Source organism: Puniceibacterium antarcticum, from assembly GCF_002760615.1.
Classification (GTDB): Bacteria; Pseudomonadota; Alphaproteobacteria; order Rhodobacterales; family Rhodobacteraceae; genus Puniceibacterium; species Puniceibacterium antarcticum.
Map to the genome: position 1 here is coordinate 1 of NZ_AWWI01000167.1, position 24,998 is coordinate 24,998.

Below are 24,998 nucleotides of genomic sequence, written 5' to 3' on the forward strand. Positions count from 1 at the left end.
GGCGCTGGCCTTGCTGCCGGGGGGCGTCGACTGGCCGGGCTGGCTGCTGCAGGCGCTGGGCTGGGGTGCTCTGGCGCTGTGCCTTGGCGGGGTGGTGCTGGCCCTTGTCGCGCGGCGGGCAGGGCCGGTGCAGCGCTTTGGCCAGTCGCTTGGCATCGCGGTTCTGGACCGTCGCGTGATGCTGCCGCAGATCGCCCTGTCGCTGGCAATTGTGCTGCTGCTGATCGCGGGTTTTGCCGCCTGCGCGCAGGCCACCGGGACACTGCTGTCCATTGAGGCGGCGCTGACTCTGGTGCCGCTGATCCTGACGGCGATGATGATCCCGCTTTCTGTGGGCGGCTGGGGGCTGCGCGAAGGTGCCGCAGCGGCGCTGTTCCCGATCATCGGTGCCGCACCCAGTGCCGGGGTCGCGGCGGGGGCGGCTTATGGTCTGGCGCTGATGATCGCTTGTCTGCCCGGCCTGCTGCTTATCCCGCTGAGCGCGAAGACCGCGAAGGCCCGCGCCCAGAGCGTCCCGCCTTTAACCTGAAAACATACGCATCGCTTTTCGCGCTGGAGGCACAGTGGACAGGCAGCGAACAAGGGATTCACGTTTAAGGCGGTACGCTTTAGGGCAGGACCATCGCATCCCGCACCAAGACGGCCGAATCCGCCCATGTTGCCAGATCGCTTGCCGCCCGCAGGCTGGCGCGCGCGCAGGTGTCGCGCAGGGCAGGCTCGCTCAGCATCCGGCGCAGGGCGGTGGCAAAGGCATCCGCATCGTCGGGTGCCACCAGCAGTCCGGCCTCTGCCCCCACGGTTTCGGGCACCGCCCCGGCGCGGGTCGATATGATGGGCAGGCCATGGCCCATCGCCTCGCCAAAGACGATGCCATAGCCTTCGTACCGGGTGGCAAGGGCAAAGAGCGTGGCACTACAATAGCGCGCTTGCAGGGCCGCGCTGGACACTTCCCCCGACAGGCGCACGCGCGGGGCAAGGTCCAGATCGTCGATCAGCGCGGTCAGGCGTGCCGTCATGCTGGGTTCATGGTCGCGCCCGACGATATCTGCCTGCCAGTTCAGATCCGCGATCTGCGCCAGCGCGCGCAGCAGCACATCATGCCCCTTGCGCTGTGTCAGCAGGCCAACCGACAGGATCAGCGGCGGATCGGCCTTGGCCGCCCCACCCTGCACGGGCGGACCAAAGCCCGGACGCACGACGGTGATCCTGTCAACGCTCACGCCATAGGACTGGTGCAACAGATCACCGGTGTGCGGGCTGGTGACAAAGATGTGCCGGGCGAGGTCCAGATTGGCCTGTTCCCGCCGCGCCATGTCGCGGGCCTGCGCAGCGTCCAGCCCCGGTTCCAGCGCCAGCGGATGATGCACCAGCGCAAACAGCGGCGCGCGCACCCGGCGCAGGCCGTCGGTGTCCAAAGCGCCATATGCCAGACCATCGACCAGCGCGGGGCAGTCAGGCGGCAGCGCCTGCAGCTGCGCCAGCGCGGCGTCGGCATGATCTGCGCTGGGCTGGGGGAAACTGTCCCCCCATGCCATATGCTGTATGGGCGGGCCCAGCCCCGAGAGCGCCGTCATCAGGTTGAAATCATAAAGATAGCCGCCGGTCAGTGTGCGGATATCGCCGGGCACGGCAAAGGCGATCTGCGGCGTCATTGCCGCGTCCCGATCAGCGCGGCGAGCTCCGGCCCCAGATCGGCATTGCTGGCCACAAACGACCCAGAGGACAGGACCGGCCGCCCGGGCCAGAGAGGTTCCACCTGACCACCCGCCTCCTGCACCAGAAGCATTCCCGCCGCCACATCCCAGGGGCCAAGGTTGCGTTCCCAGTACCCGTCGAGCCGTCCTGCCGCCACATAGGCCAGATCCAGCGCCGCCGCGCCCCAGCGGCGGATGCCAGCGGATTTCGGCATGAGCCGTTCCAGATCCTCAAGGCAATCGGGCAGGTGGCCCACACGCCCCCCCGCAGGCACACCGGTGGCAAACAGCGCCGATGCCAGCGGCACAGCTTGGGTCACACGGATCGGCGCGCCGTTCAGAAAGGCACCGCCGCCGCGTTCGGCGACAAAGGTCTCTGCCTTGGCGGGGTCATGCACGACGCCGCACAGGGGCACGTCCCCCCGGCACAGAGCGATGGACACCGCCCAGTGCGGCAAACCCCTTAGGAAATTCGTCGTGCCATCCAGCGGATCGACGATCCAGCGCAGATCGCCGGTCCCGCGCGCGCCGCTTTCCTCGCCCAGCCAGCCATGGCCCGGGCAGGCGCGCTCCGGACTTTGCGCAATCAGCGCCTCTGCCCCGCGATCAGCGTCCGAGACAAAGTCCCCGGCTGTCTTTTCATCGATGCGCAAAAGGCCCCGGTTGGCTGACGCGTCGCGCAGATAGGCCCCGGCCTGCACCGCCGCGTCAGTCATGGCGCGCAGGGTGTCGGATGCGGTGTCGGGCAACAGGGTATCAGCACGCATGTCAGCCCCCGAACCGCACGCGGTGACACAGGGTTGCCGGATCCTGCAGGATCGCGCCATAGCGCGGGGCAAGTTCGTCAAACGGCGTCTCCCCCGAAATCAGCGCGTCCAGCACCGGGTCCGCCAGCATGCTCAGCGCCTTTTGCAACCGGCGGCGATAGGTCCAGCGCGCGGCATGGCCCGGCGGGATCCGCCCGACCTGTGAGCCGATCAGCCGCAGCCGCCGCTGATGGAACCGCCCGCCCAGCGGCGCCTCTGTCAGGCCGGTGCCGTACCAGCTTGCCTCGACAATCGTGGCCTCTAGCCCCGCCAGCGCAATCGCCGTGGCAAGTCCGGCAGAGGATGCAGAGGCATGGATCACCACATCCGCCTCCTGAGGGGCTTGCCCCGGCAGAGCAAAGGCACAGCCCAGCGTTTCAGCCAGCGGCCTGCGCGCGGGGTCGATATCGCTCAGGCAGACCTCTGTGCCGGGAATGCGCGTGGCAAGGTAGCCAACCAGCGCGCCGACAACGCCGCAGCCCACAACCGCCACCCGATCCCCCGGCTGGATGCCCGCATCCCAGACAATGTTCAGTGCGGTTTCCATGTTTGCGCCCAGAACGGCGCGCTCCGGTTGGACTGCGGCGGGAACCGGAATCGCCGCCTCTGGCGGGAGGGCAAAGCGCGCCTGATGCGGGAAGAGGGCAAAGATCACCTCGCCCGTGCATGGGCCGCCCTGCACCCGCCCGACGGCGGCGTAGCCGTATTTCACCGGAAAGGGGAAATCGCCGTCCTGAAACGGCGCGCGCATGGTCTGGTATTCGCCTTCCGGCACGCGCCCCTCGAACACCAGCCGCTCGGTGCCGCGACTGATGCCGCTGAACAGCGTCTTGATGTCCAGATGACCCTCTGGCACCTCAAAGGCCGTCTTGCGGCATTCCGACATGCGCGCGCCTGTGATCCACAGCGCCTGTGTTTCTGTCATCATAGGGCGTGTCCCGATTTCAGCGCCTTTGTCGCAAGATAGCCGCTGTTATGGGCGTTGCGGCCCACCCGCAGCGGCAGCTGTTCGGTGATCGAAATACCTTCGGCGCGGAACACCTGTACCTTGGCGGGATTGTTGGTCAGCAGCCGCACGGCGCTGAAACCAAGGCGCCGCAGCATCACCGCCGCGATGCGGAAATCCCGTTCGTCATCTTCGAACCCCAGCCGGTGATTGGCCTCGACCGTGTCGAACCCCTGCGCCTGCAGGTCATAAACACGCATCTTGTTGGCAAGGCCGATGCCGCGCCCTTCTTGATTGAGATAGAGCAGCACACCGGCCCCGGCGTCGCCCATCTGCGCAAGGGCTGCGCGCAGCTGCGGGCCGCAGTCGCATTTCAGGCTGCCCAGAACGTCGCCGGTGAAACAGGCGGAATGCAGCCGCGACAGCACCGGCAGGCTGCGGTCGGGCGTTCCGATTTCAAGCGCGTAATGTTCGCGCGCCCCGGTCGGGTCGCGAAAGACATGCAGGCGCCCGGACTCTGCCGCTTGCAGCGGAAACAGCGCCGAGGCGACGGGGGACAGGGCCGGGGGGGCAAAGCGGTCCTGTGTCACCTCGATCCGGCTCAGATCCAGCCCCGCTGGCAGGGTGGCACCGGGTGGGCGGGCAAACAGCAGCACGGCGGGCAAAAGCTGTGCGGATTTCACCAGACGCAGAGCAAACCCCTGCAGGCCGCCTTCACCACCGCGCAGCAGGTGCAGCGGGCCGCGCGGCCCGGCCCGTCTGTCAGATGCGGGATCCGCAAGGGCACGAAACCAGTCGATCCCGGCGCCCTCGGGCGGGGCGATGCGCACCGGTGCGTCGCTCAGATCAGCGGCGGCGGCCGGTGTCATCACCGCGCGCGCGCGCCGCGCCGTCAGCACCAGTTCGGGCGTGCCAAACAGATCGCGCAGCGCGGAAAGCCGCTCCTGCGTCAGCGGCTCGACCGCGACCACCACGGCCTGTGTCGCGCCCTGCGCCGTCACACAGGGCAGCCCCATGCGCAGATCGCTCTGGACACGGGTCAGGTGTTCCGCAGGGGTGGGCGCAAGCGCGCTGGCATATGAGGGCATCTTTGGCTTCCTTGGGATCGCGTCGTTCAGGGAAAGAGGTGGGGCAGGGAAAAGGGCAGGGACGGGGGCGTCACTGCGCGCTGTGCTGCAGCGCATGCAGGCAGGCGCGCGGCCGGGCCGCCCCCGGAATCATGGCGCAGTCGAACACCACGTCCGAACCCAGCGCATAACTCAGGGTCGTGGGCCGGCGCGCCTGTGCGAGGCTTGCCACAGGCGCGGTGGTCAGCCCCTGCGGACCCGCGCCGATCAGCAGCGGCGCCACCGCCACATGAAGGCGGGTCAGCTGATCCGCCTCAAGGAATTGCGCGATGGTGATGCCGCCGCCTTCGATCAGCAGCCGGTTCAGCCCGATTGCGCGCAGGGCGCGGACAATATCCTTGGGCTCAATCCAGTTGGTGCGGGGCAGGCGCACAACCTCGACCCCCGTAGGACGGGGCTTGTCCACAGCCTGGATCACCACGCGGCGCACGCTGTCATCGGCCAGCAAACCGGCATCATTGGGCAGCCGCCCGGCGGGATCGATGACCACGCGCGCCGGATTCTTGCCCGCCACCAGACGCACGGTCAGCCGGGGATTGTCATGCAGTGCTGTCTTGACCCCGATCACCACCGCATCCGCCAGCGCACGCATCCGGTGCAGATGCGCCAGACCGTCGGGGCCGGACACATCCTGCGCATCCCCCGATACAGTGGCGATGCGCCCGTCCAGTGACTGGCCGATCTGCGCCACGACGCTGGTCTTGTGAGGTGGCTGGGCCAACGCACCGTAAAGCGCCAGCGACTGCCGCTCGCCCGGTGTCCAGTCGCCGCAGCACAGGCAGGCCTTGTCCAGACGGGCGGCCAGGATCCTGTCCCAGACTTTCGGTGTCACATCGACAAGGTTCATGTCTTTCTCCGGGTGGGGGGTGTTCGGGCAGGCCGGGGGCGTGTCCCGGCCTGCAGTGCGTCATGTAACGGATCTAGCGCGCGCCACGGGAATGTCATGACGGCGGAAGGGCCAGCAGATCGCTGTGGCCGATCTCCGCCTGCGACTGCGCGACGCTCGCCCGCCGCGCCGCGAGCCAGACATCGGCGGTGGCGTGCCCGGCCTCGGTTGCAGCGGCGGCGATGCCTTCCAGCAATGCAGCATGCAGCGCTGCCTGATCCGGGCCGATCACCCAGGGGCTGTCAGCCAGCGTGACCTCGAACCCCTCGGCTGCGAAGACCCGGGCCGATTGCGCACCAGAGTCCGGCCCGAGCGCCGCGCCGATCCCCTTGTTCCCGCGCTGATGGGCGTTGAACCGCGCCGTCACGGCCGCGTCTTCGCCATGGGCGGGGGTCCAGCCCATGTGCCCGTCATAGCTGAGCGCGCCATAGAACGGGATCGCCGCCGCGCGCAGCCGCCCCGCCAGCGCCGCAACCCAGGGCAACGGCATCAGATCCAGCAGGGCCGAGGCGGTCACCAGACCGACCCCCTGCAGCGGCAGATCCTCCACCGCGCCCAGATCACCCTGAACGCACTCTGCCCCCGGATGAGTCTGTCGCGCGACGGCCAGCAGGGTGGCATCATTGTCCAAAAAGCGCCAGCGCAGCGCATCATGCCCCATCGCGGCAAAGGCCCGCGCGGTGGATCCGGTGCCGCTGCCCAGATCCAGAACCACAGCGTCCGCCGGGACACAAGCCGCCGCGCGCGCCAGCAGATCAGCGTTGCGCGCGGCGAGGTCGGCCGGTTCGCGCAGGCTCAGCCAGTCAGCGGTAAACCCCATCTCAGATGTCAGCCTCGTACCAGCCGCGCGCCACATGACTTTCGTGCAGCATGACGCGGATCCGGCGCACCCGGCCCCCGTCGCCCAGCCCGGTGGTCTGCGTCGTCTCGCGCAACTGTGACCAGATGTGATGGCACAGGAATTCGGTTGTGGTGATCTTGCCCTTGAACGCCGCCACCTCATCAAGGTTGCAGTACCGCAGCGGGGCCAGCGCTGCACTCAGCGCCTCGGTCGCCAGACCGATGTCCACCACCAGCCCGTTTTCATCCAGATCCCCTGTATAGAACGCCGCATCGACGACAAAGGTCGCCCCGTGCATCCCCTGTGCCGGGCCAAAGACCGGCGAGGGCAGGGAATGGGCGATCATGACGTGATCACGTACTTCGACAGCAAACATTATGACTTCCAATCGTATTGCAGAGAGGGCAGGACCTGCGCCGTCTGCGCCCGGGGTCAAGCTGCCGCGGCAAAAGACCGCGCAAACAGCTCTTCGCCCCCGGGCCTGCGACTATATTTGCGCCACCCCATTGTGCCGGGTTGCGCAAGTTGCCATGTGTGGATCATTGGCACTCAGGCGTGGCGAGTGCCAGCGTATCTTCTACGCATGCCACCCATTCCCGGAAATCTCGAAAAGGAGCATTTCCAAGATGTTCAGCCCTCTCCACGACCGCGTCCTGGTTCGCCGTATCGAAGGTGACGAAAAGACTTCAGGCGGCCTTATCATCCCCGACAACGCCAAGGAAAAACCCCAGGAAGGCGAAGTCGTCTCGGTCGGTGCAGGCGCACGCGACGAGTCCGGCAAGCGCATCAAGATGGATGTCAAAGCGGGTGACAAAGTCCTGTTCGGCAAATGGTCCGGCACCGAAATCAAGATCGACGGTGAAGACCTGATGATCATGAAGGAAGGCGATATTCTGGGCATTCTGGCCTGAACGTCGCACGACTTTTCACAACGCTTTTTCATTTAGGAATACGCATATGTCTGCAAAAGACGTCAAATTCGGCACGGATTCCCGTGACCGCATGCTGCGCGGCATCAACACGCTTGCCAACGCCGTCAAGGTCACGCTTGGCCCCAAGGGGCGCAACGTAATCATCGACAAATCCTACGGCTCGCCACGCATCACCAAGGATGGCGTCACCGTCGCCAAGGATATCGAACTGTCCGACCCGTTTGAAAACATGGGCGCACAGCTGGTCCGCGAAGTGGCGTCGCGCACCAATGACGAGGCCGGCGATGGCACCACCACCGCCACCGTTCTGGCCCAGGCCATCGTCAAGGAAGGCATGAAGGCGGTTGCCGCCGGCATGAACCCGATGGATCTGAAACGCGGCATCGACAAGGCCGTTGCCGCCGTCGTCGCCGAGGTCAAGACCATGTCGCGCCCCGTTGACGGCACGGCCGAAATTGCCAAGGTCGGCACGATTTCCGCCAATGGCGAATCCGCCATCGGTCAGCAGATCGCTGATGCCATGGAAAAAGTAGGCAACGAAGGTGTCATCACCGTCGAAGAAAACAAGGGCCTTGAGACCGAAACCGAAGTGGTCGAGGGCATGCAGTTCGATCGCGGCTACCTCAGCCCCTATTTCATCACCGATGTCAGCAAGATGACGGCAAGCCTTGAGGATTGCGTCATCCTTCTGCACGAGAAGAAGCTGACATCCCTGGCACCGATGGTCCCACTGCTCGAAGCCGTGATGCAGGCCGACAAGCAGCTTCTGGTCATCGCCGAAGATATCGACGGCGAAGCCCTGGCCACACTGGTGGTCAACAAGCTGCGCGGTGGTCTGAAGGTTGCCGGTGTCAAGGCGCCTGGTTTCGGCGACCGTCGCAAGGCGATGCTTGAGGATCTTGCCGTGCTGACCGGCGGGCAGGTGATTTCCGAAGTTCTGGGCATCAAGCTCGAGAATGTCACCATGGACATGCTTGGCGTCGCCAAGAAGGTCACGATCACCAAGAACGACACCACCATCATCGACGGCGCAGGCGACAAGGCCGTGATTGCGGCCCGGGTCAGCCAGATCCGCGCGCAGATCGAAGACACCACCTCGGATTACGACCGCGAAAAACTGCAGGAACGTCTGGCCAAGCTGGCAGGCGGCATTGCCGTGATCAAGGTCGGCGGCGCGACCGAGATCGAAGTCAAAGAACGCAAGGACCGCGTCGATGACGCGCTGAACGCCACACGTGCGGCGGTTCAGGAAGGCGTTGTTCCGGGCGGCGGCGTTGCCCTGCTGCATGCAGGCAAGGTTCTGAGCAGTCTCAAGTCGGACAATTCGGACGAAGCTGCCGGGATTGCGATCATCCGCAAGGCCATTCAGGCCCCGCTGCGCCAGATCGCGGACAATGCCGGGATCGACGGTTCGGTTGTGGCCGGTCGCATCCTTGAAAACGAAAGCCGCACCTTCGGCTATGACGCGCAGGCCGATGTCTATGGCGACATGCTCAAGGCCGGTGTCATTGACCCCACCAAGGTTGTGCGTATCGCGCTGGAATATGCCGCCTCTGTCGCGGGCCTGCTGATCACGACCGAAGCGATGGTCGCTGACAAACCCGCCAAGGCGGGCGCGAACGGTCAGCCCGACATGGGTGGCATGGGCGGAATGATGTAAACCGTCAAACCCTTTGTCCTGTCGGCATTTGTCGGCAGGACAATCCGCCTGGCCCTCTGCGGGCCTCTGCGCGGAGATCCTAAACCTGCTGTGGCACGATTGGCTTCGAAAAGATTCGTCGCTGCCGCCCGAAGCGCAACGGATTCATGTGCAAAAAAATTCGTATAAGTCAGTGATTTAAAATGTCAGGCTGTCGGCCTGGGCCGAACCGTCGCTCTATCCTCGCTGCGCGCCCGTAGATCTTGCTGAATCGCTCACCCAAATCGCGCGGATAGAGGTTTATGCAACTCAACAGCCCCAAAACCTCGCCTGCGAGCACGATTTGCCCCGAGCCCAATTTTCAATCCCCAGCGGGCACCCCGAACAATTCCCAAAGCCGTCAGCCACATGGCAACGGCCATTTACGTCGCCATCTCTTGCACAGCCCTCTCTATCGCTGTGTTTGGAACATCAGGGGACCCACGAGAGACGTCATCTAACAATTGGGTATGGCCGATAAGGGTAATCTTCCCCAAAACTAACGAGTTCGTCCTGAACAAGTCACAAGCCTCTGAATTTCTTTGGTGATCCCGGCAAAACTGTAGCAAGAAATTGCAGGGTTTCGAATGGTGGGTGCGGAAACCTTGCAAATTCCGGAGCCGTGATGAGGCCTCATCCCCGCACTGAAGAGCAGGACGAAGCATTTTATGGGACTCGACGTGTCTATGAAGGAAACGGCCGGCTGCGTTGTGGAAGATGCCGGGCAGCGGATCTGGGAAGGGAGTGTTCCGAGCACGAGCGATGCGATTGCAGGGATCATTCCTGAGAAGGCCCCGGCTCTGGTTCGAGCAGGTACGCAGACCGGTCCTCAAGCCGCCTGGCTTTGGCATGCCTTGTGGGACAGGGGATCGCAGTCGACTGCATTCACGCACAGCGTGCTGCTGCCGCCTTGAAGTTGCCAGCCAACAAAACGGATCGCAACGATGCCTTCGGGCTTGTCCGTTTGGTGCACAGTGGCTGGCATGAACGGGTGGCGATCAAGTCCTTTGACCGTTACCGCATGCGGGCCGTGCTGACGGCGTGGGAGCGTATCGTGCGGATGTGCACGACGATGATCAACCAGATCCGAGGCTTGGCAAAGACCTTCGGGTTACAGTTATCGGCGGGCAAAGGGCAGGTCTTCGAGCAGTCAGTGCGTCGCGCATTCCCAGACGATGTCGTTTTGAGCGATCTGTTCGAAAGCCTTCTGTGGGTGCTGTCAGGACTCACGGACCAGCGCCGGGCATTTGATCGGCAACTTGCTCGCTTCGCACGAGAAGATGAGGCCTGCCGGATCGTCTCAAGTGCCCCGGTGTCGGCAGTCTTACGGCGATCGCCTTCGTGACGGCTGTGGACGACCCAGCGCGGTTGCGGTCGGACTGTACCGTCGGTGCCTGTCTTGGGCTGACACCGAAGCGCTATCAGTCGGGCCTCTTGCAATGGTCTTGTCCTCGCTCGCAGCAACATGCTGCTGCTACTCTGAAAATCCACTTATCTCAGCTGTTCAGATCTCCAGAACCACATCTATTCAGGAAATGGCCCTTTGGACGCCTGCATCGATCGCCTCGCGCAACTTCTTTTCCAGAAACTTCTGTTTGGAGCTGGAGTAGAATTTCAGCCCGAACATGTCCTTGACGTAAAAGGTGTCGACCACCTGTTCCCCAAAAGTCGCGATGACCGCGCTTGCGATGTAGACATTATGCGCAGCAAGCGTCCGCGTGAGGTCATAGAGCAGCCCCGGTCGATCACGCGTGTCGACCTCAATCAGGGTATAGATCTCAGACCCTTCATTGTCGAAGGTGATCGATGTGGGCACCCTGAACGCGCGTTCACGCTTCTTGATCTTGTCCTTGTCTCTGATCGCCTCGCGAGCCACGATTTCACCGCGCAGGATCTTGGAAATCATCTGGCGCAGGCGCGGGATGCGCGTGGAGTCATACGGGGAGCCGTCTGCATCCTGAATCCAGAAAGCGGCGGTGGCAAAGCCGTCCTTTGACGTATAGGTGCGCGCGTCCACAACATTTGCACCGACCAGAGCCAGCGCCCCGGAGAGGCGTGAGAAGATCCCGGGGTGATCGACCAGAGCAAAGCACACTCGCGTGGCGTCGCGATCTTCGTCGGGGTGAATGTCGATACGTATCTCGTCCGTTCCAAGGTCCTTGAGCAGTTTTGCAAAGATCACATGCGCCGTGACGTGCAGCCCCTGCCAATAGGTGGGGTAATGCCGCGCCTTTTCGATACGCAGATCCTTGGCATCCCAGTCAGACAGAGCTTCTTTCAGCAGGCGCTTGGCCTCTGCCCCGCGACGTTCGCGGTTCAGTGCTTCCATTCCGTTTTCAAGGCCGTTGCGGGTCTGTCTGTAGAGCCCGCGCAGCAGCGCAGCCTTCCAGTTATTCCAGGTGCTGGGGCCAACGCCGCGGATGTCGCAGACGGTCAGAACCAGCAGCAGGTCCAGCCGTTCCCGCGTCTGCACCGCCTTGGCAAAATCACGCACCGTGCGCGGATCAGCGATGTCGCGTTTCTGTGCCATGTCGGACATCAGCAGGTGATGCCGGACCAGCCATTCGACAGTTGCAGATTCCTTGGGGTTCAGGCCCAGGCGCGGCGCGACCTTGCGGGCGATCTGGGCCCCCAGAATGGAATGATCCTCATCTCGTCCTTTGCCGATGTCATGCAGAAGAAGGGCGATATACAGGATCTTGCGGTTGACGCCTTCCTTGAGGATCGACGAGGCAACGGGAAGCTCATCGACACGGGCGCCGTTTTCGATTTCGGACAGGTGCCAGATACACTGGATGATATGTTCGTCCACCGTGTAGTGGTGGTACATGTTGAACTGCATCATCGCCACGATGGGTTCGAATTCGGGAATAAATGCGGACAGCACCCCAAGTTCATTCATCCGGCGCAAGGCGCGATCCGGGTTGCCATGTTTCAGCAGCAGGTCAAGAAAGATGCGCTGCGCCTCCTTGTTCTGGCGCATATCCTCGTCGATCAGCCGCAGGTTCGCAGCCACCAGTCGCATGGCGTTTGGGTGGATCAGCAGGCCGGTGCGCAGGCCTTCCTCGTACAGGCGCAGGATGTTGACCTTGTCCGACAGAAACGCCTTGTCGTCGATGATGGTGATGCGGTTGTTGATGACCTCAAAGCCGTCCTTGACCTGCGGCGGCCGTTTGAAGAACCGCATGAGCAGCGGCGCGTCCTTTGTGTGGTCAGCCTCTAGCGAAGTCAGCAGGATGCGCGTCACATCGCCCACCGACGTGGCATGGCGGAAATAGTGCTGCATGAAAATTTCGACCGCGCGGCGTCCGCCCCGGTCTGTATATCCCATAGCCTCAGCGACAGAGACCTGCATGTCGAAAGTCAGCATTTCCAGCGGGCGACCGGCTAGAAGATGCAAATGACAGCGCACGGCCCAAAGGAATGTCTCGGCCCTCACGAAGGTGGCGTATTCCTCCGGGCTGAACACGCCAAGCCCGACCAGCTTGCCTGTGTCTTCGGTGTGGTAGACATATTTCGTGATCCAGAACAGCGATTGCAGGTCGCGCAAACCGCCTTTGCCTTCTTTGACATTGGGTTCCACCACATAGCGCTGCCCGCCCTGCCTTTCATGCCGGGCGTCACGCTCTGCCAGCTTGGCTGCGACAAATTCGCGGGCGGTGCCGTTGAACAGGTCTTTCCACAGCCGGGTATCCAACTCTTTGGCGAGCGGTGCGTGGCCGATCAGGAACCGCTGTTCCAGCATGGCCGTGCGGATGGTGAAGTCCTCTGCCCCAAGGCGCAGGCAGTCCTTCACCGTGCGCGAGGAATGACCGACCTTCAGCTTGAGATCCCAGAGCATATAGAGCATCGATTCAATGACGCTCTCGGCCCAGCCGGTGATCTTGTAGGGGGTGAGAAACAGCAGATCGACATCGGAAAATGGCGCCATTTCGCCGCGACCATAGCCGCCAACGGCCAACACTGCGATCTGTTCGCCCTTGGTCGGGTTGGCATTGTGGTGGAGCCGTTCTGTCGCAACCTCCCAGGTCAGGGTGATCAGGCAGTCGGTGATCCAGGTGTAGGCGCGGGTGGCGCCGAACGCCTCGAACGGATGGTGCGTCAAGGCCGCAGCGATGACCTCCCTCCCGGTGTCGCGGGCGCGACCCAGAATCGCCACGGTCTTTGCACGTACAGCGCGTTCATCTGCGGCGTCCGCGATCGCGTCCCAAAGCTCGGCGCGCACGGCGGGTCTGTCAAAGATGTCTGCTGCCGGAACGATCAGATCGTCCGGCAGTGAGAGCGTAAGCGCAGTTTTAGAAACCAGCGCCGCCGAAGCTTCTTGGGGCAGGGTCAAGGATTACCACCTGGCTGTTGCGAATTGTCGCGACCGCCAGGCCGCGCTGGTTTGTTCCGTCCGACAAGAGGCGGAATACACCGCCCGTACCCTGAAAGCCAGACGCTTGCGTCAACGCGCGCCGCGTCAGTGCATCCTTCCGGCCCTGCCCCACAAGGGCGCCGATGGCAGCAATGCCATCGTATCCAAGGCCGGCAAGCGCATGTGGCGCACTGCCATAGGCATTTGTGTAGCGCGTTTCAAAGCTGTTGTTCATCGCCACGTCGGGCATTGCAAAATAGCTTCCTTCGATTCCGGGCAGGAGGAACGCATCGGGGCGTACATCCCAGCGGGTCAGACCGATATACTGCGTCGAAGCCGGGCTTATGCCACGTTCTGGCCCGAGCTGCAGCACGACTGAGAGGCCCCCGTCGTAGTTGTCGGTGATGAACATCGCGTTAGCGGCGCCGCTGTCGACCATGCCCTTGACCTGATTGAGGGCGGAATTGAGGCTTTCGGTGTTCAGCGCGTAGGGCACTGATCCGACCACGGAACCGCCACTGCGGGCGGCTGCGGCAGTGATGGCATCGCGGCCCAGAGTTCCGGCAACATTGTCGGTGTACAAAACTGCGACATTGCCTTTGCCCTGCCGGGTGGCGTAGCCCATCAGCCGGTCAGCGGTATTTTCAAATGTCGCGCCCAGCACAAAAAGATTGCCGCCGGCGATCGAGGTGTTGTTGGAAAAGCTCAGAACGCTGATGCCCTCATCCGCGACCGCAACGGCGGCGGCATTGGCAGCTTCGCCGAAAAGCGGGCCAAGGATGATCTTGGCGCCTTCGTCCACAGCCAGCTGCGCTTGCGAGGCGGCCATGCTTGCCTGCCCCCCGGTGTCATAGACGCGCAGGTCAATGCGTGCGCCTTGCAGATCGGTGATGGCAAGACGCACCGCATTTTCCAGACTACGCGCGACAGATCCCGCGCCAGGATCGGATTTGGGCAGAAGAAGGGCAACCTGCACAGGGGCATTTGTGTCGATCTGCGGCCCGCCAGCGCCGCCCGACCCGCCCAAAGGACCCGTCATGGAAGCATCGCAGGCGGCAAGCCAAAGGCAGGAAACGAGGACGACCCCGCGGCGGATCACCTTGCGGGCGGTGGACAAAGGGGCAAACATGGTGGACGAACTCCCTCGGGGTTGAGCGCGGCTTTGGCCAGCGTGACGTTGCCGGAAACCATAAACGAGGCGAGGGACAGGTCCAATGGCGAATATAGAAGCGGGCAAGTTGACGCCGGGTCTTTATCTTGTGGCGGTGCCGATCGGCAATGCACGCGACATCACGCTGCGGGCACTCGATGTTCTGCGCGCGGCAGATGTGCTGGCGGCAGAGGACACGCGCAGCCTGCGCCGACTGATGGAAATCCACGGCATACCGCTTGGCGACCGTCCGCTGGTTGCCTATCATGATCACAACGGAGACCGCGCCAGACCGCGCCTGATGGCGGATATGACCGCTGGTCTTTCGGTGGCTTATGCATCCGAGGCGGGAACGCCGCTGATCTCGGATCCCGGGTTTGACCTGATGCGCGCCTGTGTCGAAGGGGGAATTCCGGCAACCACCGCGCCCGGCGTTTCAGCGGTGGTGACGGCGCTGACGCTGGCGGGGCTGCCCACAGACCGTTTTCTGTTTGCAGGGTTCCTGCCGAACGCCAGCGGTGCGCGCAAGACCCAGCTCAAGGCGCTGGCGGATGTGCCCGCAACTCTGGCCTTTTACGAATCGCCCAAGCGCGTCGCAGCCATGCTGCGGGACGCAGCCGAAGCGCTGGGCGATCGTGATGCGGTTGTGTGCCGGGAATTGACCAAGAAATTCGAGGAATGCCTGCGCGGCACGCTGTCGTCTTTGTCAGAGTCCCTGATGGATACCAACGTCAAAGGTGAAATCGTGGTCCTGGTGGCGCGTGCGGATTCACCATCTGTTAGCGAACAGGATGTTACAAAATCCTTGCAAGAGGCGTTGGAAACAATGTCGGTGCGCGATGCGGCGGATTTTGTATCGCAAATGTACCGCCTGCCGCGTCGTGCGGTGTATCAGCAGGCGATGCAGATTGGTCGGCAGGACTGACCGCTTGAAAGTTGTGCCGCGTGAAAGAGGTTGGGGATGACTGCCGAGCCTGAGACACAGGAACATGGCGCGCGGGACAGGGGTGCTGTCAGCTATCAGGCGGGCCTGTCAGCAGAACTGCGGATTGCACAGGATTACGAACGGCGCGGTTATCCGATTGCGTGTCAAAGGTGGCGGGGCAGGGCTGGAGAAATCGACCTGATCGTGCGGGATGGCGACGGCCTTATTTTTGTTGAGGTCAAGAAAAGCCGGACCTTTGATCGTGCAGCGGAACGTCTGTCGCGGGCTCAGATGCGGCGAATCTATGCGTCTGCTGAGGAGTATCTAAGCACCCAGCCACTTGGCCAGCTGACCGATGTGCGCTTTGACGTGGCCCTGGTGGATGGGCAGGGGGCTCTTCGCATGATCGAAAACGCCTTCGGACATTTCTAGCCGGCCATTGCACCGCCCTGCGGGTTGCGCCATGTACTGGTGTGAAACTGCAGGGGATGCGGCATGAAAATCGCCTTTCAGATGGACCCGATTGGTCCGATCAATATCAATGCGGACAGCACGTTCCGCCTTGCCGAAGAAGCGCAGGCGCGTGGGCATGAGCTGTTCTATTATACGCCTGACCATCTGGCCTATGAAGAGGGGAAGATCACCGCTCGGGGACAGTCGCTGAAAGTGCAGCGCGTGGTCGGTGACCATGCTCTTCTGGGCGAGATGGAGACGGTGGATCTTTCGGGGTTCGACGTGGTCTGGCTGCGTCAGGATCCGCCTTTCGACATGCATTACATCACCTCGACGCATCTTCTGGACCGTCTGGCGCCCGGAACGCTTGTGGTCAACGATCCGTTCTGGGTGCGTAACTACCCTGAAAAACTGATGGTACTGGATTTCCCGCATCTGACACCGCCCACCACCATTGCACGTGATCTTCAGACGATACGCGATTTCAAGGCGCGGCATGGCGATGTCATCCTCAAGCCGCTTTACGGGAACGGCGGCGCGGGTGTGTTCCGGCTGGATGCCAATGACCGCAACCTCAGTTCGCTGCACGAACTCTTTACGGGATTTAGTCGCGAGCCGCTGATCGTGCAGAAATATCTGCCCGCCGTGACCAAGGGTGACAAGCGCGTTATCCTGGTGGATGGCGAAGTGGTTGGCGCGATCAACCGGGTGCCCGCTGAAGGCGAGGTTCGCTCGAACATGCATGTGGGCGGACGCCCGGAAAAGGTTGCCCTGACCGAACGTGACCGCGAGATCTGTGCCACTATCGGCCCGCGGCTGAAAGAAAAGGGTCAGATCTTTGTTGGGATCGACGTCATTGGCGACTACCTGACCGAGATCAACCTGACATCACCCACCGGCATTCAGGAGCTGGAACGTTTTGACGGTGTCAATATTGCCGAAAAGATCTGGCACGCCATCGAAGCGCGGCGTGCATGAGCTGGCAGCTGCGTCTGCTCAATACGCAGATGCGGCTGTTTGCCAAACCCCGGTTGCGGCGCACCCTGGGGCCCGAAGAGGCGGATCGCGACTTTGCCCGCACGGCGCGGTGGCTGTTCCGCGCGCCGCCCTATTTACGCCACCTCAAACGGCCAGGCGGCCTGCACTGGATCAGCGCCGGGACCTGTGACCCGGGGCGGGTAATCCTCTACCTGCACGGGGGCGCCTATATTTCCGGTCACCCACGGACGCATCTTGGGCTGTTGGGGCGGCTGTCGCAACTCAGCGGGATCGAGGTGTGTGCGCCCCGTTACCGGCTGGCCCAGCAGGCAAGATTTCCCGCCGCCTTTGACGATGCCGTCGCCGCCTTCCAGCGGCTTGAAACTTTGGGATATCACCCCCGGGACATCGTCCTTGGGGGCGATTCGGCCGGTGGTGGGCTGATGCTTGCGTTGCTCGCCTGGTGCTGCGCAAGGGGGACGGTGCCCCGCGCGGTCTTTGCCTTTTCCCCTTGGACGGATCTGGCGGGGACAGGTGACAGCCTGAAGTCAAACCAGAGCCGTGACGCCCTTTTGCCGGTCGAGCGTATGGCCGAACTGGTCGAGATCTACATGCAAGACGCGGATCGGTGCGATCCGCGCGCCTCTCCGCTTTACGCGGACTTTCCCGGCGCGCCGCCTGTTCTGATCCAGCTCAGCGACACCGAAGTTCTGCGCGACGACGGGCTGCGGATGGCAGAGCGGCTGCGCAGCTTTGGCGCAAATGTCACTGTCGAGCGCGAGGCGGATTGCCCCCATGTCTGGCAGATCTTTGATGGCTGGCTGCCAGAGGCGCGCGTCAGTCTGTGCCATGTTGCACGTTTTATTCAGGTGTCATTCACCGACATCAGCCGATAGCTCAAAGCCTCGGCCACGTGGGGGCGTTGAATCTTTTCGGTGCCGTCCAGATCGGCGATGGTGCGCGCCACCCTGAGGACACGATGATAGCCCCGCGCCGACAGGCCGAACCGGTCCGCGGCGCGGCGCATCAGGTCGTGGCTTTCGCTGTCATGGGCGCAGACTTCCTCGAGCCTCTGTCCCTGCACATCGGCATTGGTGCGCAGGCCCGGCTGGTCGCCATAGCGCAGGGTCTGCACCGCGCGGGCGGTGGCCACCCGTTCCGCCACCGTGGTGGATGGGTCACCCGAGGGCGGCAGGTCGAGATCGCGAAACGCGACAGGCGGCACTTCGATGCGCATATCGAAACGGTCCATCAGCGGGCCGGAAATACGGCCCAGATAATCCTCGCCACAGATCGGTGCGCGCGAACAGGCCTTTGCCGCATCGGCAAGATAGCCGCATTTGCAGGGATTTGCGGCGGCGATCAGCATGAAGCGGCAGGGATAGGTGATATGCGCGTTTGCCCGGGCGACCATGACCTCGCCCATCTCGATCGGCTGGCGCAAGGTTTCCAGCACCGTACGGGGGAATTCCGGAAATTCATCCATGAACAGCACACCATTGTGCGCCAGACTGATTTCCCCGGGCTGCGCCCGCTTGCCACCACCCACGATGGCCGCCATCGACGCGGTGTGGTGCGGTTCGCGGAACGGCCGTGCCCGTGAAATGCCACCTTCGTCCAGGAGCCCGGCAAGCGAGTGGATCATCGAGGTTTCCAGCGCCTCAACCGCCGTGAGTGGGGGCAGGATACCGGGAAGGCGGGCGGCCAGCATGGATTTTCCCGACCCGGGAGAGCCGATCAGCATCAGATGGTGACGCCCCGCCGCCGCGATTTCCAAGGCCCGTTTGGCCCGTTCCTGGCCTTTGATGTCGCGCAGGTCGCGTCCGGTGGGGCTTGGGCGCACCTCGCCCGCAGTGCTGGGCGACAGGATGCTGCGTCCGGTGAAATGGTGGATCAACTCCATCAGGTTGGCCGGCGCCAGCACGGTACAGGCTTCGACCCAGGCGGCCTCTGCCCCGGAAGCGCGCGGACAGATCAGGATACGGTCATTTTCTGCGGCGTTCATAGCAGCGGGCAGCGCCCCGTGCACCGCGACCAGAGAGCCGTCCAGCGACAATTCCCCCAACGACACCAGCTGCGCCACCTCGTCGCAGGGGATGACATCCAGCGCCGACAGAAGGGCCAGCGCGATGGGCAGGTCGAAATGCGACCCCTCCTTTGGCAGGTCTGCAGGGGAAAGGTTGATGGTGATCCGTTTTGACGGCAGCGCAATCGCGATCGAGGTCAGCGCCGCGCGCACCCGGTCGCGGGCTTCGGATACGGCCTTGTCCGGCAGGCCAACGATCGAAAAGGACGGCAGGCCAGGGGTCACGGCGCATTGCACCTCGACGGGACGGGCCTCCACGCCTTCGAACGCGACGGTATAGGAAGTCGCGACCATGCCGCCCCTCTTGTCCTTGATGAGCCAAGGGTGGGGCGGGCATGGTTAGTGAACGGTTAATTTCTCCGTGCCGGTGTTAACTAAATCTGCTGTCACGCTTCCGGCTCATCCCTGATCTACCAGCGCCATGAAGGCAGGCCATGCCGCAGGGTCTGCGACAGTCTTGTCCCGGCAGAAGGCATTGCAAAACCCGAAGATGCGGCCATCCAGGGACAGGAAATGCGTCACTGGGTCAGCTGAATATGGGCATGCAGTGTTTTCGGCAGCGCTGTTCTCGGTCACTTTGGCGGCGAGCGGCACGGGGCCGGGCCATGGCTTGCGCGTATAGTCCCGCGCATATTGTGGCAGCTCGCCCCCGCGCGATAGGCCCATGGCGCGCCAGCGCCGGAAGGCGGGATCGCTCAGGTGCGCCTCGACATAAGCCTGCGCCTGAGTTGAAACAGGCAAGCCATAGCCCGCGATACGCATGGCAACCGGGGCGAAAAACGCGTCTGCCGCCGAATATGCGCCGCACAGCCAATCACCAGAAGAGCCGAAACGGCTCTTTGCAAAGGACCAGATCTGCTCGATCCGTGCAAGATCGGCCAGAACCGCTTCAGTGGGGGTATAGTCGGCATAGGCGGCGCGCAGGTTCATCGGGCAGGCGCTGCGCAGCGCCCCGAAACCTGCATGCATTTCGGCAGCAAGCGCGCGGGCAGTGGCACGTGCGGCGGGATCGGTCGGCCAGATGCCAGCCTCGGGGTGACGGCTTGCCAGTTCTTCGGCTTGGGCAAGGCTGTCCCAGATAACGGTGCCCTCTGGCGTCACGAGTGTCGGTACCGTGCGCGCCGGGGCAATCTCAGACATCTGTCCGGCGACCGGACCATCCGAAAAATCAACAAAGGTCACGTTGTAGGGCAACTCCCAGCGATGCAGCAGCAACCAGCCACGCAGGGACCAACTGGAAAAGGAATAGTCGCCAAGATGTATCTGATATGTCATAATTGAGTCTCCGCAAGTCACTGAGAAATTCATAGATGCGCGACCTGCCGTGTCACAGAGTAATTTTGTGTGACTTCGCATCACGCAGAATGATGCATCTCGATAAAAGTCACGGGCGTTGGTGAAATTATTCTGCAACCAATTTTGATCCGCTCGCGTTTATCTCTCGTATGTCCATGCATAAGTCTACCTTTGGCACAGTCCAATTGTCGTGCCCGGGGCAAACGTGATATTTGGGGAGACGACATGGCACTTGACACTTTCAATGACCAGACCCTGTCCCGCCGTGCCATGAAGGCCGAATTGCTGGACGCAGAAACTGAGCTTCGCCTGGCATATGCATGGCGAGATCAACGAGATGAGGCGGCGCTTCATCGTCTGATTACGGCCTATATGCGACTGGCCATTTCCATGGCATCCAAATTCAAACGCTACGGCGCGCCCATGAATGATCTCATCCAGGAAGCGGGTCTTGGGTTGATGAAGGCTGCGGAAAAGTTTGATCCTGACCGTGGCGTGCGTTTTTCAACCTATGCGGTTTGGTGGATCAAGGCATCGATTCAGGATTATGTGATGCGCAACTGGTCCATGGTGCGCACGGGATCGACCTCTTCCCAAAAATCGCTGTTCTTCAACCTGCGCCGCGTTCAGGCCCGTCTGGAGCGTGAGGCCGCAGCCTCTGGAATGGCGCTTGACCGCCATCAGCTGCGGCAGATGATATCGACCGAAATCGGTGTTCCACTGCATGATGTGGAGATGATGGAAGGACGCCTCTCTGGATCGGACTATTCCCTGAACGCGACTCAGTCAGCCGAGGATGAGGGACGCGAATGGATCGATGCGCTGGAAGATGGCGGCGCACAGGCTGCGGAAATAGTCGAAAACAGCCATGACACTGCGCAGTTGCGCGAATGGCTGCTGTTTGCGATGAATGCCCTGAACGAACGCGAACGGTTCATCGTGCGCGAACGAAAGCTGCGCGACGAATCCCGTACTCTTGAAAGCTTAGGCACCGAACTGGGGCTGTCCAAGGAGCGTGTGCGCCAACTGGAGGCGGCGGCATTTGCAAAGATGCGTAAGACGCTTGAAAGTCAGTCGGGTGAGGTGCACGCATTCTTCGCCTGATGCATGCTCTGAAAACCTGCGTGCTGCTGGCGCTTGTCGCCTCCGCAGCCTTGGCTGACGGGGGTATTTTTTCCGATAAGGACGTGGTGTTTCTGGGCGAGCAGCACGACAATGCGCAACATCACCGACGTCAGGCCGAACTGGTGGGTCAGATTGCCCCCAAGGCGCTGGTGTTCGAGATGCTCACCCCTGCACAGGCCGCCCGGATCACGCCGGACCTGCTGGGGGAGGAAAGTGCGCTGGACTCTGCGCTGGGCTGGAACGACAGCGGATGGCCGGATTTCGCGCTCTATTACCCGATTTTCGCAGCAGCGCCAAAGGCTGACTATTTTGGCGCCGCGCTACCACGGGACGAAGCGCAAAAGGTCGTGAGCGACGGGGTTCTGGCCGTTTTTGGTCCGGACGCGCCGGAGTATGGGCTGGGTACGGCGTTGCCGGAGGATCAGCAGACAGCACGTGAGGCGCTGCAGATGGCGGCGCATTGCGACATGATGCCAGAAGAGATGCTGCCGACGATGGTCGATATCCAGCGGATGCGCGACGCATTGCTGGCGCGCGCAGCGGCGCAGGCTCTGGACGAAACTGGCGGGCCGGTAGTGGTGATCACCGGCAATGGGCACGCGCGGCTGGACTGGGGTGCGCCCGCATTGCTGGACCTCGCACGGCCCGGTTTGCGCATCGCGGCACTGGGACAGGGCGAGGAATCCTTTGGTGCGCCGGACGGCGGTTTCGACGCCGTCGAGGTATCGGCAGATGTGGAGCGCGGCGATCCCTGCGCGGCATTTCATACGGACACGACCAAGACCGACGGCGCAGGTGATTGAGTTTCCCCGGCTGGCTGGCTAACACTGGCGCCAACTGACACTTTCCGGAAGGCGCGGACATGCTGAAAGCCAAGCGGATCCTTCTGATCATCGGCGGCGGAATAGCGGCCTACAAGGCGCTGGACCTGATCCGTCGGCTGCGCGAACGCGGCGCCTCGGTCACACCGGTGATGACGTCTGCAGCGGCAGAGTTCGTAACGCCGCTGTCGGTGTCTGCCCTGGCGGGAGAGAGAGTTTACACTGATCTTTTCGACCTCACCAACGAGGCCGAGATGGGCCATATCCAGCTGAGTCGCGTGGCGGATCTGCTGGTTGTGGTGCCGGGCACGGCGGATCTGATGGCGAAGATGGCACAGGGGCTGGCGAACGATCTGGCCTCAACCCTGTTGCTGGCGACGGACACGCCGGTTCTGGTTGCCCCGGCAATGAATGTTCGGATGTGGGAACATCCCGCGACCCAGCGCAATCTTACAGTGCTGCGCGGCGATGGCGTGCGGTTTGTTGGTCCCAACGACGGCACGATGGCCTGCGGCGAATTCGGCCCCGGCCGCATGGCGGAACCTCTTGAAATCGTTGCGGCGATCGAGGCGGCGCTGCTGGTGGGGCCGTTGAGCGGGCGCAGGGTGCTGGTCACCTCTGGCCCGACCCATGAACCTATCGATCCGGTGCGCTATATCGCCAACCGATCCTCTGGCGCGCAGGGGACCGAGATTGCCCGCGCGCTTGCGACATTGGGTGCCGAAGTGGTCTTTGTCACCGGCCCCGCATCTGTCCCGCCCCCCGAAGGGGTCGAGGTTGTGCGTGTCGAGACGGCCCGGCAGATGCGTGATGCTGTTCTAGCGGCGTTGCCGGTTGATGCGGGGGTGTTTGCAGCCGCCGTGGCGGACTGGCGGATGGCAGATGCGGTCACCTCAAAGATAAAAAAGGTTGCAGGGAAACTGCCGCTGCTGCAGTTCGCCGAGAACCCGGATATCCTGGCTGAGGTATCGCAGATGGAGCGGGGCCGCCCGGCGCTGGTTGTCGGCTTTGCGGCCGAAACGGATGATGTGGAGGCTAATGCCACTGCCAAGCGCCTGCGCAAGGGTTGCGACTGGATCGTCGCGAACGATGTCAGCCCGGCGACGGGCATTATGGGCGGCGCCGAAAATGCGGTCACCCTGATCTCAGACGCTGGCGCCGAAGTCTGGCCAAGAATGAGCAAGCGTGAGGTTGCCAAACGATTGGCGCAGCGCATGGCCGAGGCGCTGCGCGCAAGGTGAACGTCGCGTTCTGCGTCGTTGAAAAAAGAAGAAGCGGGGGGCGCAAGCGGTGAAGTTCAGCTCTGGCTGGGTTGCTGTCCCGTCCTATCTGCAAATGAAGCAATGAGGGGAACGACATGGTGCGCGTTCAGATGATCTGGGACGAAGGGGCTGATCAGACGCTGGGTCTGCCGAAATATGCGACGGATGGGGCGGCGGGTGCGGATTTGCGGGCGCAGTTTGCCGATCGCGGCGCGGTTGATCTGGCGGTTGGGGCGCGGATGCTGGTGCCGACAGGTCTGAGGCTGGCCATTCCCGAGGGCTATGAAGTGCAGATCCGGCCCCGCTCTGGTTTGGCGCTGAAGCACGGGATCGTGCTGCCGAACAGCCCGGGCACGATTGACTGGGATTATCGCGGACCGCTGGGGGTGATTGTGATGAACCTTGGCGACTCGCCTTTCCGCATCACCCATGGCGACCGCATCGCGCAGATGGTTGTGGCCCCGGTTGTGCAGGCGTCGTTTGATGTGGTCGAGGCGCTGGATGACAGCGCGCGCGGGGCGGGTGGCTTCGGCTCGACCGGGGTCAGCTGATGCTGCTGGTTCTGATCATGGCCGGGGCGCTTTGGGGAATCGGGTCTCTGATGGGCGCGCCGCGTCAGGCACGGCTTTATATGATCGGACTGCTGTTTGTTGCAGTGCTGGGTCTTCATCTCGTGCTGCCGGATGGACATCCCCTGCGCATGGCGACGGGTGAATCTGCAGCGCTCTGGCTGATCTTCGGCGGATTTGTCGGGCTTGTGCTGTTGTATCGCGCCGTGCTTGGCCGTGTGCGGGCAAAGGCCACGCTGCGCGAGACAGCCGAGGCGCCGCTGGTGCGGGCGGATCGATTTTCCGAAGCAGAATTGGAACGTTATGCGCGCCATATCGTGCTGCGCGAAATTGGCGGACCCGGGCAAAAGGCGCTGCAGCACGGACGTGTTCTGGTGATCGGTGCGGGTGGCCTTGGCGCACCGGCCCTGCAGTATCTGGCGGCGGCAGGGGTTGGGACGATCGGCGTGATCGATGATGATCTGGTCGAGAATGCCAATTTGCAGCGGCAGGTGATCCACCGTGACCGGGACATCGGCCAGCCCAAGGTGTTTTCCGCCGAGGCGGCGATGAAGGCGCAGAACCCCTATGTCAGCGTCAAACCCTATCACCGGCGGCTTGAGGCGGATGTTGCCGCAGAGCTGTTTGCCGATTATGACGTGATTTTGGATGGCACGGACAATTTCGCCACGCGCTATCTGGCGAACCGGGTGGCGGCTTCTTTGGGAAAGCCGCTGGTCTCTGGCGCGTTAAGCCAATGGGAAGGGCAGCTGTCTGTCTTTGATCCTTCTAGTGGAACGCCCTGTTATCAGTGCATTTTTCCCGAAGCCCCCGCTGCCGGGCTTGCCCCGTCCTGCGCGGAGGCGGGTGTTCTGGGCCCCTTGCCTGGCGTCGTCGGCGCGATGATGGCGGTCGAGGCGATAAAGGTTCTGACCGGGGCAGGTCAGGCCCTGCGCGGTGAGATGCTGATATATGATGCGCTCTGGGGTGAGACCCGCAAGATCGCACTGAAACGACGCGATGGCTGTTCCGTTTGCGATGGCTGAGGCTTGCCTTGGCCCCGGTTGCGGCGATAGCCTGTCGGAAA

25 protein-coding genes are annotated in these 24,998 nt (G+C 62.8%); 14 read left to right on the top strand and 11 right to left on the bottom strand.

Annotated features, from left to right (window positions below; genetic code table 11):
- The coding region (locus P775_RS23080) for a lysylphosphatidylglycerol synthase domain-containing protein (protein WP_180287551.1) at positions 1-529 on the top strand (529 nt) is incomplete at its 5' end.
- Between the two features lie 79 nt (positions 530-608).
- On the opposite strand, the gene P775_RS23085 is transcribed toward P775_RS23080, so the two are convergent.
- From P775_RS23085 to P775_RS23115, 7 genes are all read right to left on the bottom strand, one after another.
- Positions 609-1,652 (bottom strand): glycosyltransferase family 4 protein, encoded by a 1,044-nt coding sequence (locus P775_RS23085; protein ID WP_099913191.1) that lies wholly within the window; start codon positions 1,650-1,652, stop codon positions 609-611.
- On the bottom strand, positions 1,649-2,461 hold the full coding sequence (locus P775_RS23090; RefSeq protein WP_245875827.1) for an inositol monophosphatase family protein: 813 nt from the start codon (positions 2,459-2,461) through the stop codon (positions 1,649-1,651). The genes P775_RS23085 and P775_RS23090 overlap by 4 nt, the downstream gene beginning before the upstream one ends.
- A gap of 1 nt (position 2,462) precedes the next feature.
- Positions 2,463-3,428: a zinc-dependent alcohol dehydrogenase gene (locus P775_RS23095; RefSeq protein ID WP_099913192.1), complete on the bottom strand. Its 966-nt coding sequence runs from the start codon at positions 3,426-3,428 to the stop codon at positions 2,463-2,465.
- The gene (locus tag P775_RS23100) at positions 3,425-4,534 is read right to left on the bottom strand and encodes a GTP cyclohydrolase II (RefSeq protein WP_099913193.1); all 1,110 of its coding nucleotides are present in this window, start codon (positions 4,532-4,534) and stop codon (positions 3,425-3,427) included. The genes P775_RS23095 and P775_RS23100 overlap by 4 nt, the downstream gene beginning before the upstream one ends.
- Before the next feature lie 70 nt (positions 4,535-4,604).
- Entirely contained in the window at positions 4,605-5,420 is an 816-nt protein-coding gene (locus P775_RS23105; protein WP_099913194.1) for a RibD family protein, read from the bottom strand.
- 94 nt (positions 5,421-5,514) lie between these two features.
- Positions 5,515-6,279 (bottom strand): class I SAM-dependent methyltransferase, encoded by a 765-nt coding sequence (locus P775_RS23110; RefSeq protein WP_099913195.1) that lies wholly within the window; start codon positions 6,277-6,279, stop codon positions 5,515-5,517.
- 1 nt (position 6,280) lies between these two features.
- Positions 6,281-6,676: a 6-pyruvoyl trahydropterin synthase family protein gene (locus tag P775_RS23115; protein WP_099913196.1), complete on the bottom strand. Its 396-nt coding sequence runs from the start codon at positions 6,674-6,676 to the stop codon at positions 6,281-6,283.
- A gap of 250 nt (positions 6,677-6,926) precedes the next feature.
- On the opposite strand from P775_RS23115, the gene P775_RS23120 reads away from it, so the two are divergent.
- The 4 genes from P775_RS23120 (at position 6,927) to P775_RS30015 (ending at position 10,545) form a co-directional block, all read left to right on the top strand.
- Positions 6,927-7,211 carry a co-chaperone GroES gene (locus P775_RS23120; protein WP_099913197.1) on the top strand — a complete coding sequence of 95 codons (285 nt, stop codon included), beginning with the start codon at positions 6,927-6,929 and terminating at the stop codon, positions 7,209-7,211.
- A gap of 46 nt (positions 7,212-7,257) precedes the next feature.
- Positions 7,258-8,892 carry a chaperonin GroEL gene (groL, locus tag P775_RS23125; protein ID WP_099913198.1) on the top strand — a complete coding sequence of 545 codons (1,635 nt, stop codon included), beginning with the start codon at positions 7,258-7,260 and terminating at the stop codon, positions 8,890-8,892.
- A gap of 874 nt (positions 8,893-9,766) precedes the next feature.
- A complete protein-coding gene (locus P775_RS23135; RefSeq protein WP_143520976.1) occupies positions 9,767-10,255 on the top strand; it encodes a transposase in 489 nt (162 codons plus the stop codon).
- Between the two features lie 5 nt (positions 10,256-10,260).
- Positions 10,261-10,545, top strand: coding sequence for a hypothetical protein (locus tag P775_RS30015; protein WP_425439929.1), 285 nt, complete (start codon positions 10,261-10,263; stop codon positions 10,543-10,545).
- On the opposite strand, the gene P775_RS23145 is transcribed toward P775_RS30015, so the two are convergent.
- Together P775_RS23145 and P775_RS23150 are read right to left on the bottom strand one after the other, a co-directional pair.
- Complete coding sequence (locus P775_RS23145) at positions 10,439-13,246, bottom strand: [protein-PII] uridylyltransferase (RefSeq protein ID WP_099913202.1); 2,808 nt, start codon at positions 13,244-13,246, stop codon at positions 10,439-10,441. The genes P775_RS30015 and P775_RS23145 overlap by 107 nt on opposite strands.
- Positions 13,206-14,396 carry a penicillin-binding protein activator gene (locus P775_RS23150; protein WP_099913203.1) on the bottom strand — a complete coding sequence of 397 codons (1,191 nt, stop codon included), beginning with the start codon at positions 14,394-14,396 and terminating at the stop codon, positions 13,206-13,208. The genes P775_RS23145 and P775_RS23150 overlap by 41 nt, the downstream gene beginning before the upstream one ends.
- 85 nt (positions 14,397-14,481) lie before the next feature.
- Between P775_RS23150 and rsmI the strand changes: the two genes are divergently transcribed.
- From rsmI to P775_RS23170, 4 genes are all read left to right on the top strand, one after another.
- Positions 14,482-15,342: a 16S rRNA (cytidine(1402)-2'-O)-methyltransferase gene (rsmI, locus tag P775_RS23155; RefSeq protein ID WP_099913204.1), complete on the top strand. Its 861-nt coding sequence runs from the start codon at positions 14,482-14,484 to the stop codon at positions 15,340-15,342.
- A gap of 36 nt (positions 15,343-15,378) precedes the next feature.
- Positions 15,379-15,774 (top strand): YraN family protein, encoded by a 396-nt coding sequence (locus P775_RS23160; protein WP_099913205.1) that lies wholly within the window; start codon positions 15,379-15,381, stop codon positions 15,772-15,774.
- A gap of 63 nt (positions 15,775-15,837) precedes the next feature.
- Complete coding sequence (gshB, locus tag P775_RS23165; RefSeq protein WP_099913206.1) at positions 15,838-16,773, top strand: glutathione synthase; 936 nt, start codon at positions 15,838-15,840, stop codon at positions 16,771-16,773.
- Positions 16,770-17,669, top strand: coding sequence for an alpha/beta hydrolase (locus tag P775_RS23170; protein WP_099913207.1), 900 nt, complete (start codon positions 16,770-16,772; stop codon positions 17,667-17,669). The genes gshB and P775_RS23170 overlap by 4 nt, the downstream gene beginning before the upstream one ends.
- Here P775_RS23170 and P775_RS23175 read toward each other — a convergent pair.
- Entirely contained in the window at positions 17,639-19,153 is a 1,515-nt protein-coding gene (locus P775_RS23175) for a YifB family Mg chelatase-like AAA ATPase (RefSeq protein WP_099913208.1), read from the bottom strand. The two genes, P775_RS23170 and P775_RS23175, sit on opposite strands and share 31 nt — an antisense overlap.
- A gap of 105 nt (positions 19,154-19,258) precedes the next feature.
- On the bottom strand, positions 19,259-20,134 hold the full coding sequence (locus P775_RS23180) for a glutathione S-transferase (protein WP_099913209.1): 876 nt from the start codon (positions 20,132-20,134) through the stop codon (positions 19,259-19,261).
- Positions 20,135-20,380: 246 nt separating this feature from the next.
- On the opposite strand from P775_RS23180, the gene P775_RS23185 reads away from it, so the two are divergent.
- From P775_RS23185 to P775_RS23205, 5 genes are all read left to right on the top strand, one after another.
- Positions 20,381-21,259: an RNA polymerase factor sigma-32 gene (locus tag P775_RS23185; protein WP_099913210.1), complete on the top strand. Its 879-nt coding sequence runs from the start codon at positions 20,381-20,383 to the stop codon at positions 21,257-21,259.
- A complete protein-coding gene (locus tag P775_RS23190; protein ID WP_099913211.1) occupies positions 21,259-22,083 on the top strand; it encodes a ChaN family lipoprotein in 825 nt (274 codons plus the stop codon). Before P775_RS23185 ends, P775_RS23190 begins: the two co-directional genes overlap by 1 nt.
- 59 nt (positions 22,084-22,142) lie before the next feature.
- Complete coding sequence (gene coaBC / locus P775_RS23195) at positions 22,143-23,342, top strand: bifunctional phosphopantothenoylcysteine decarboxylase/phosphopantothenate--cysteine ligase CoaBC (protein ID WP_099913212.1); 1,200 nt, start codon at positions 22,143-22,145, stop codon at positions 23,340-23,342.
- Between the two features lie 116 nt (positions 23,343-23,458).
- Positions 23,459-23,914: a dUTP diphosphatase gene (dut, locus tag P775_RS23200; RefSeq protein ID WP_099913213.1), complete on the top strand. Its 456-nt coding sequence runs from the start codon at positions 23,459-23,461 to the stop codon at positions 23,912-23,914.
- Entirely contained in the window at positions 23,914-24,957 is a 1,044-nt protein-coding gene (locus P775_RS23205; RefSeq protein ID WP_099913214.1) for a HesA/MoeB/ThiF family protein, read from the top strand. The genes dut and P775_RS23205 overlap by 1 nt, the downstream gene beginning before the upstream one ends.
- The last annotated feature ends 41 nt before the right edge of the window (positions 24,958-24,998 follow it).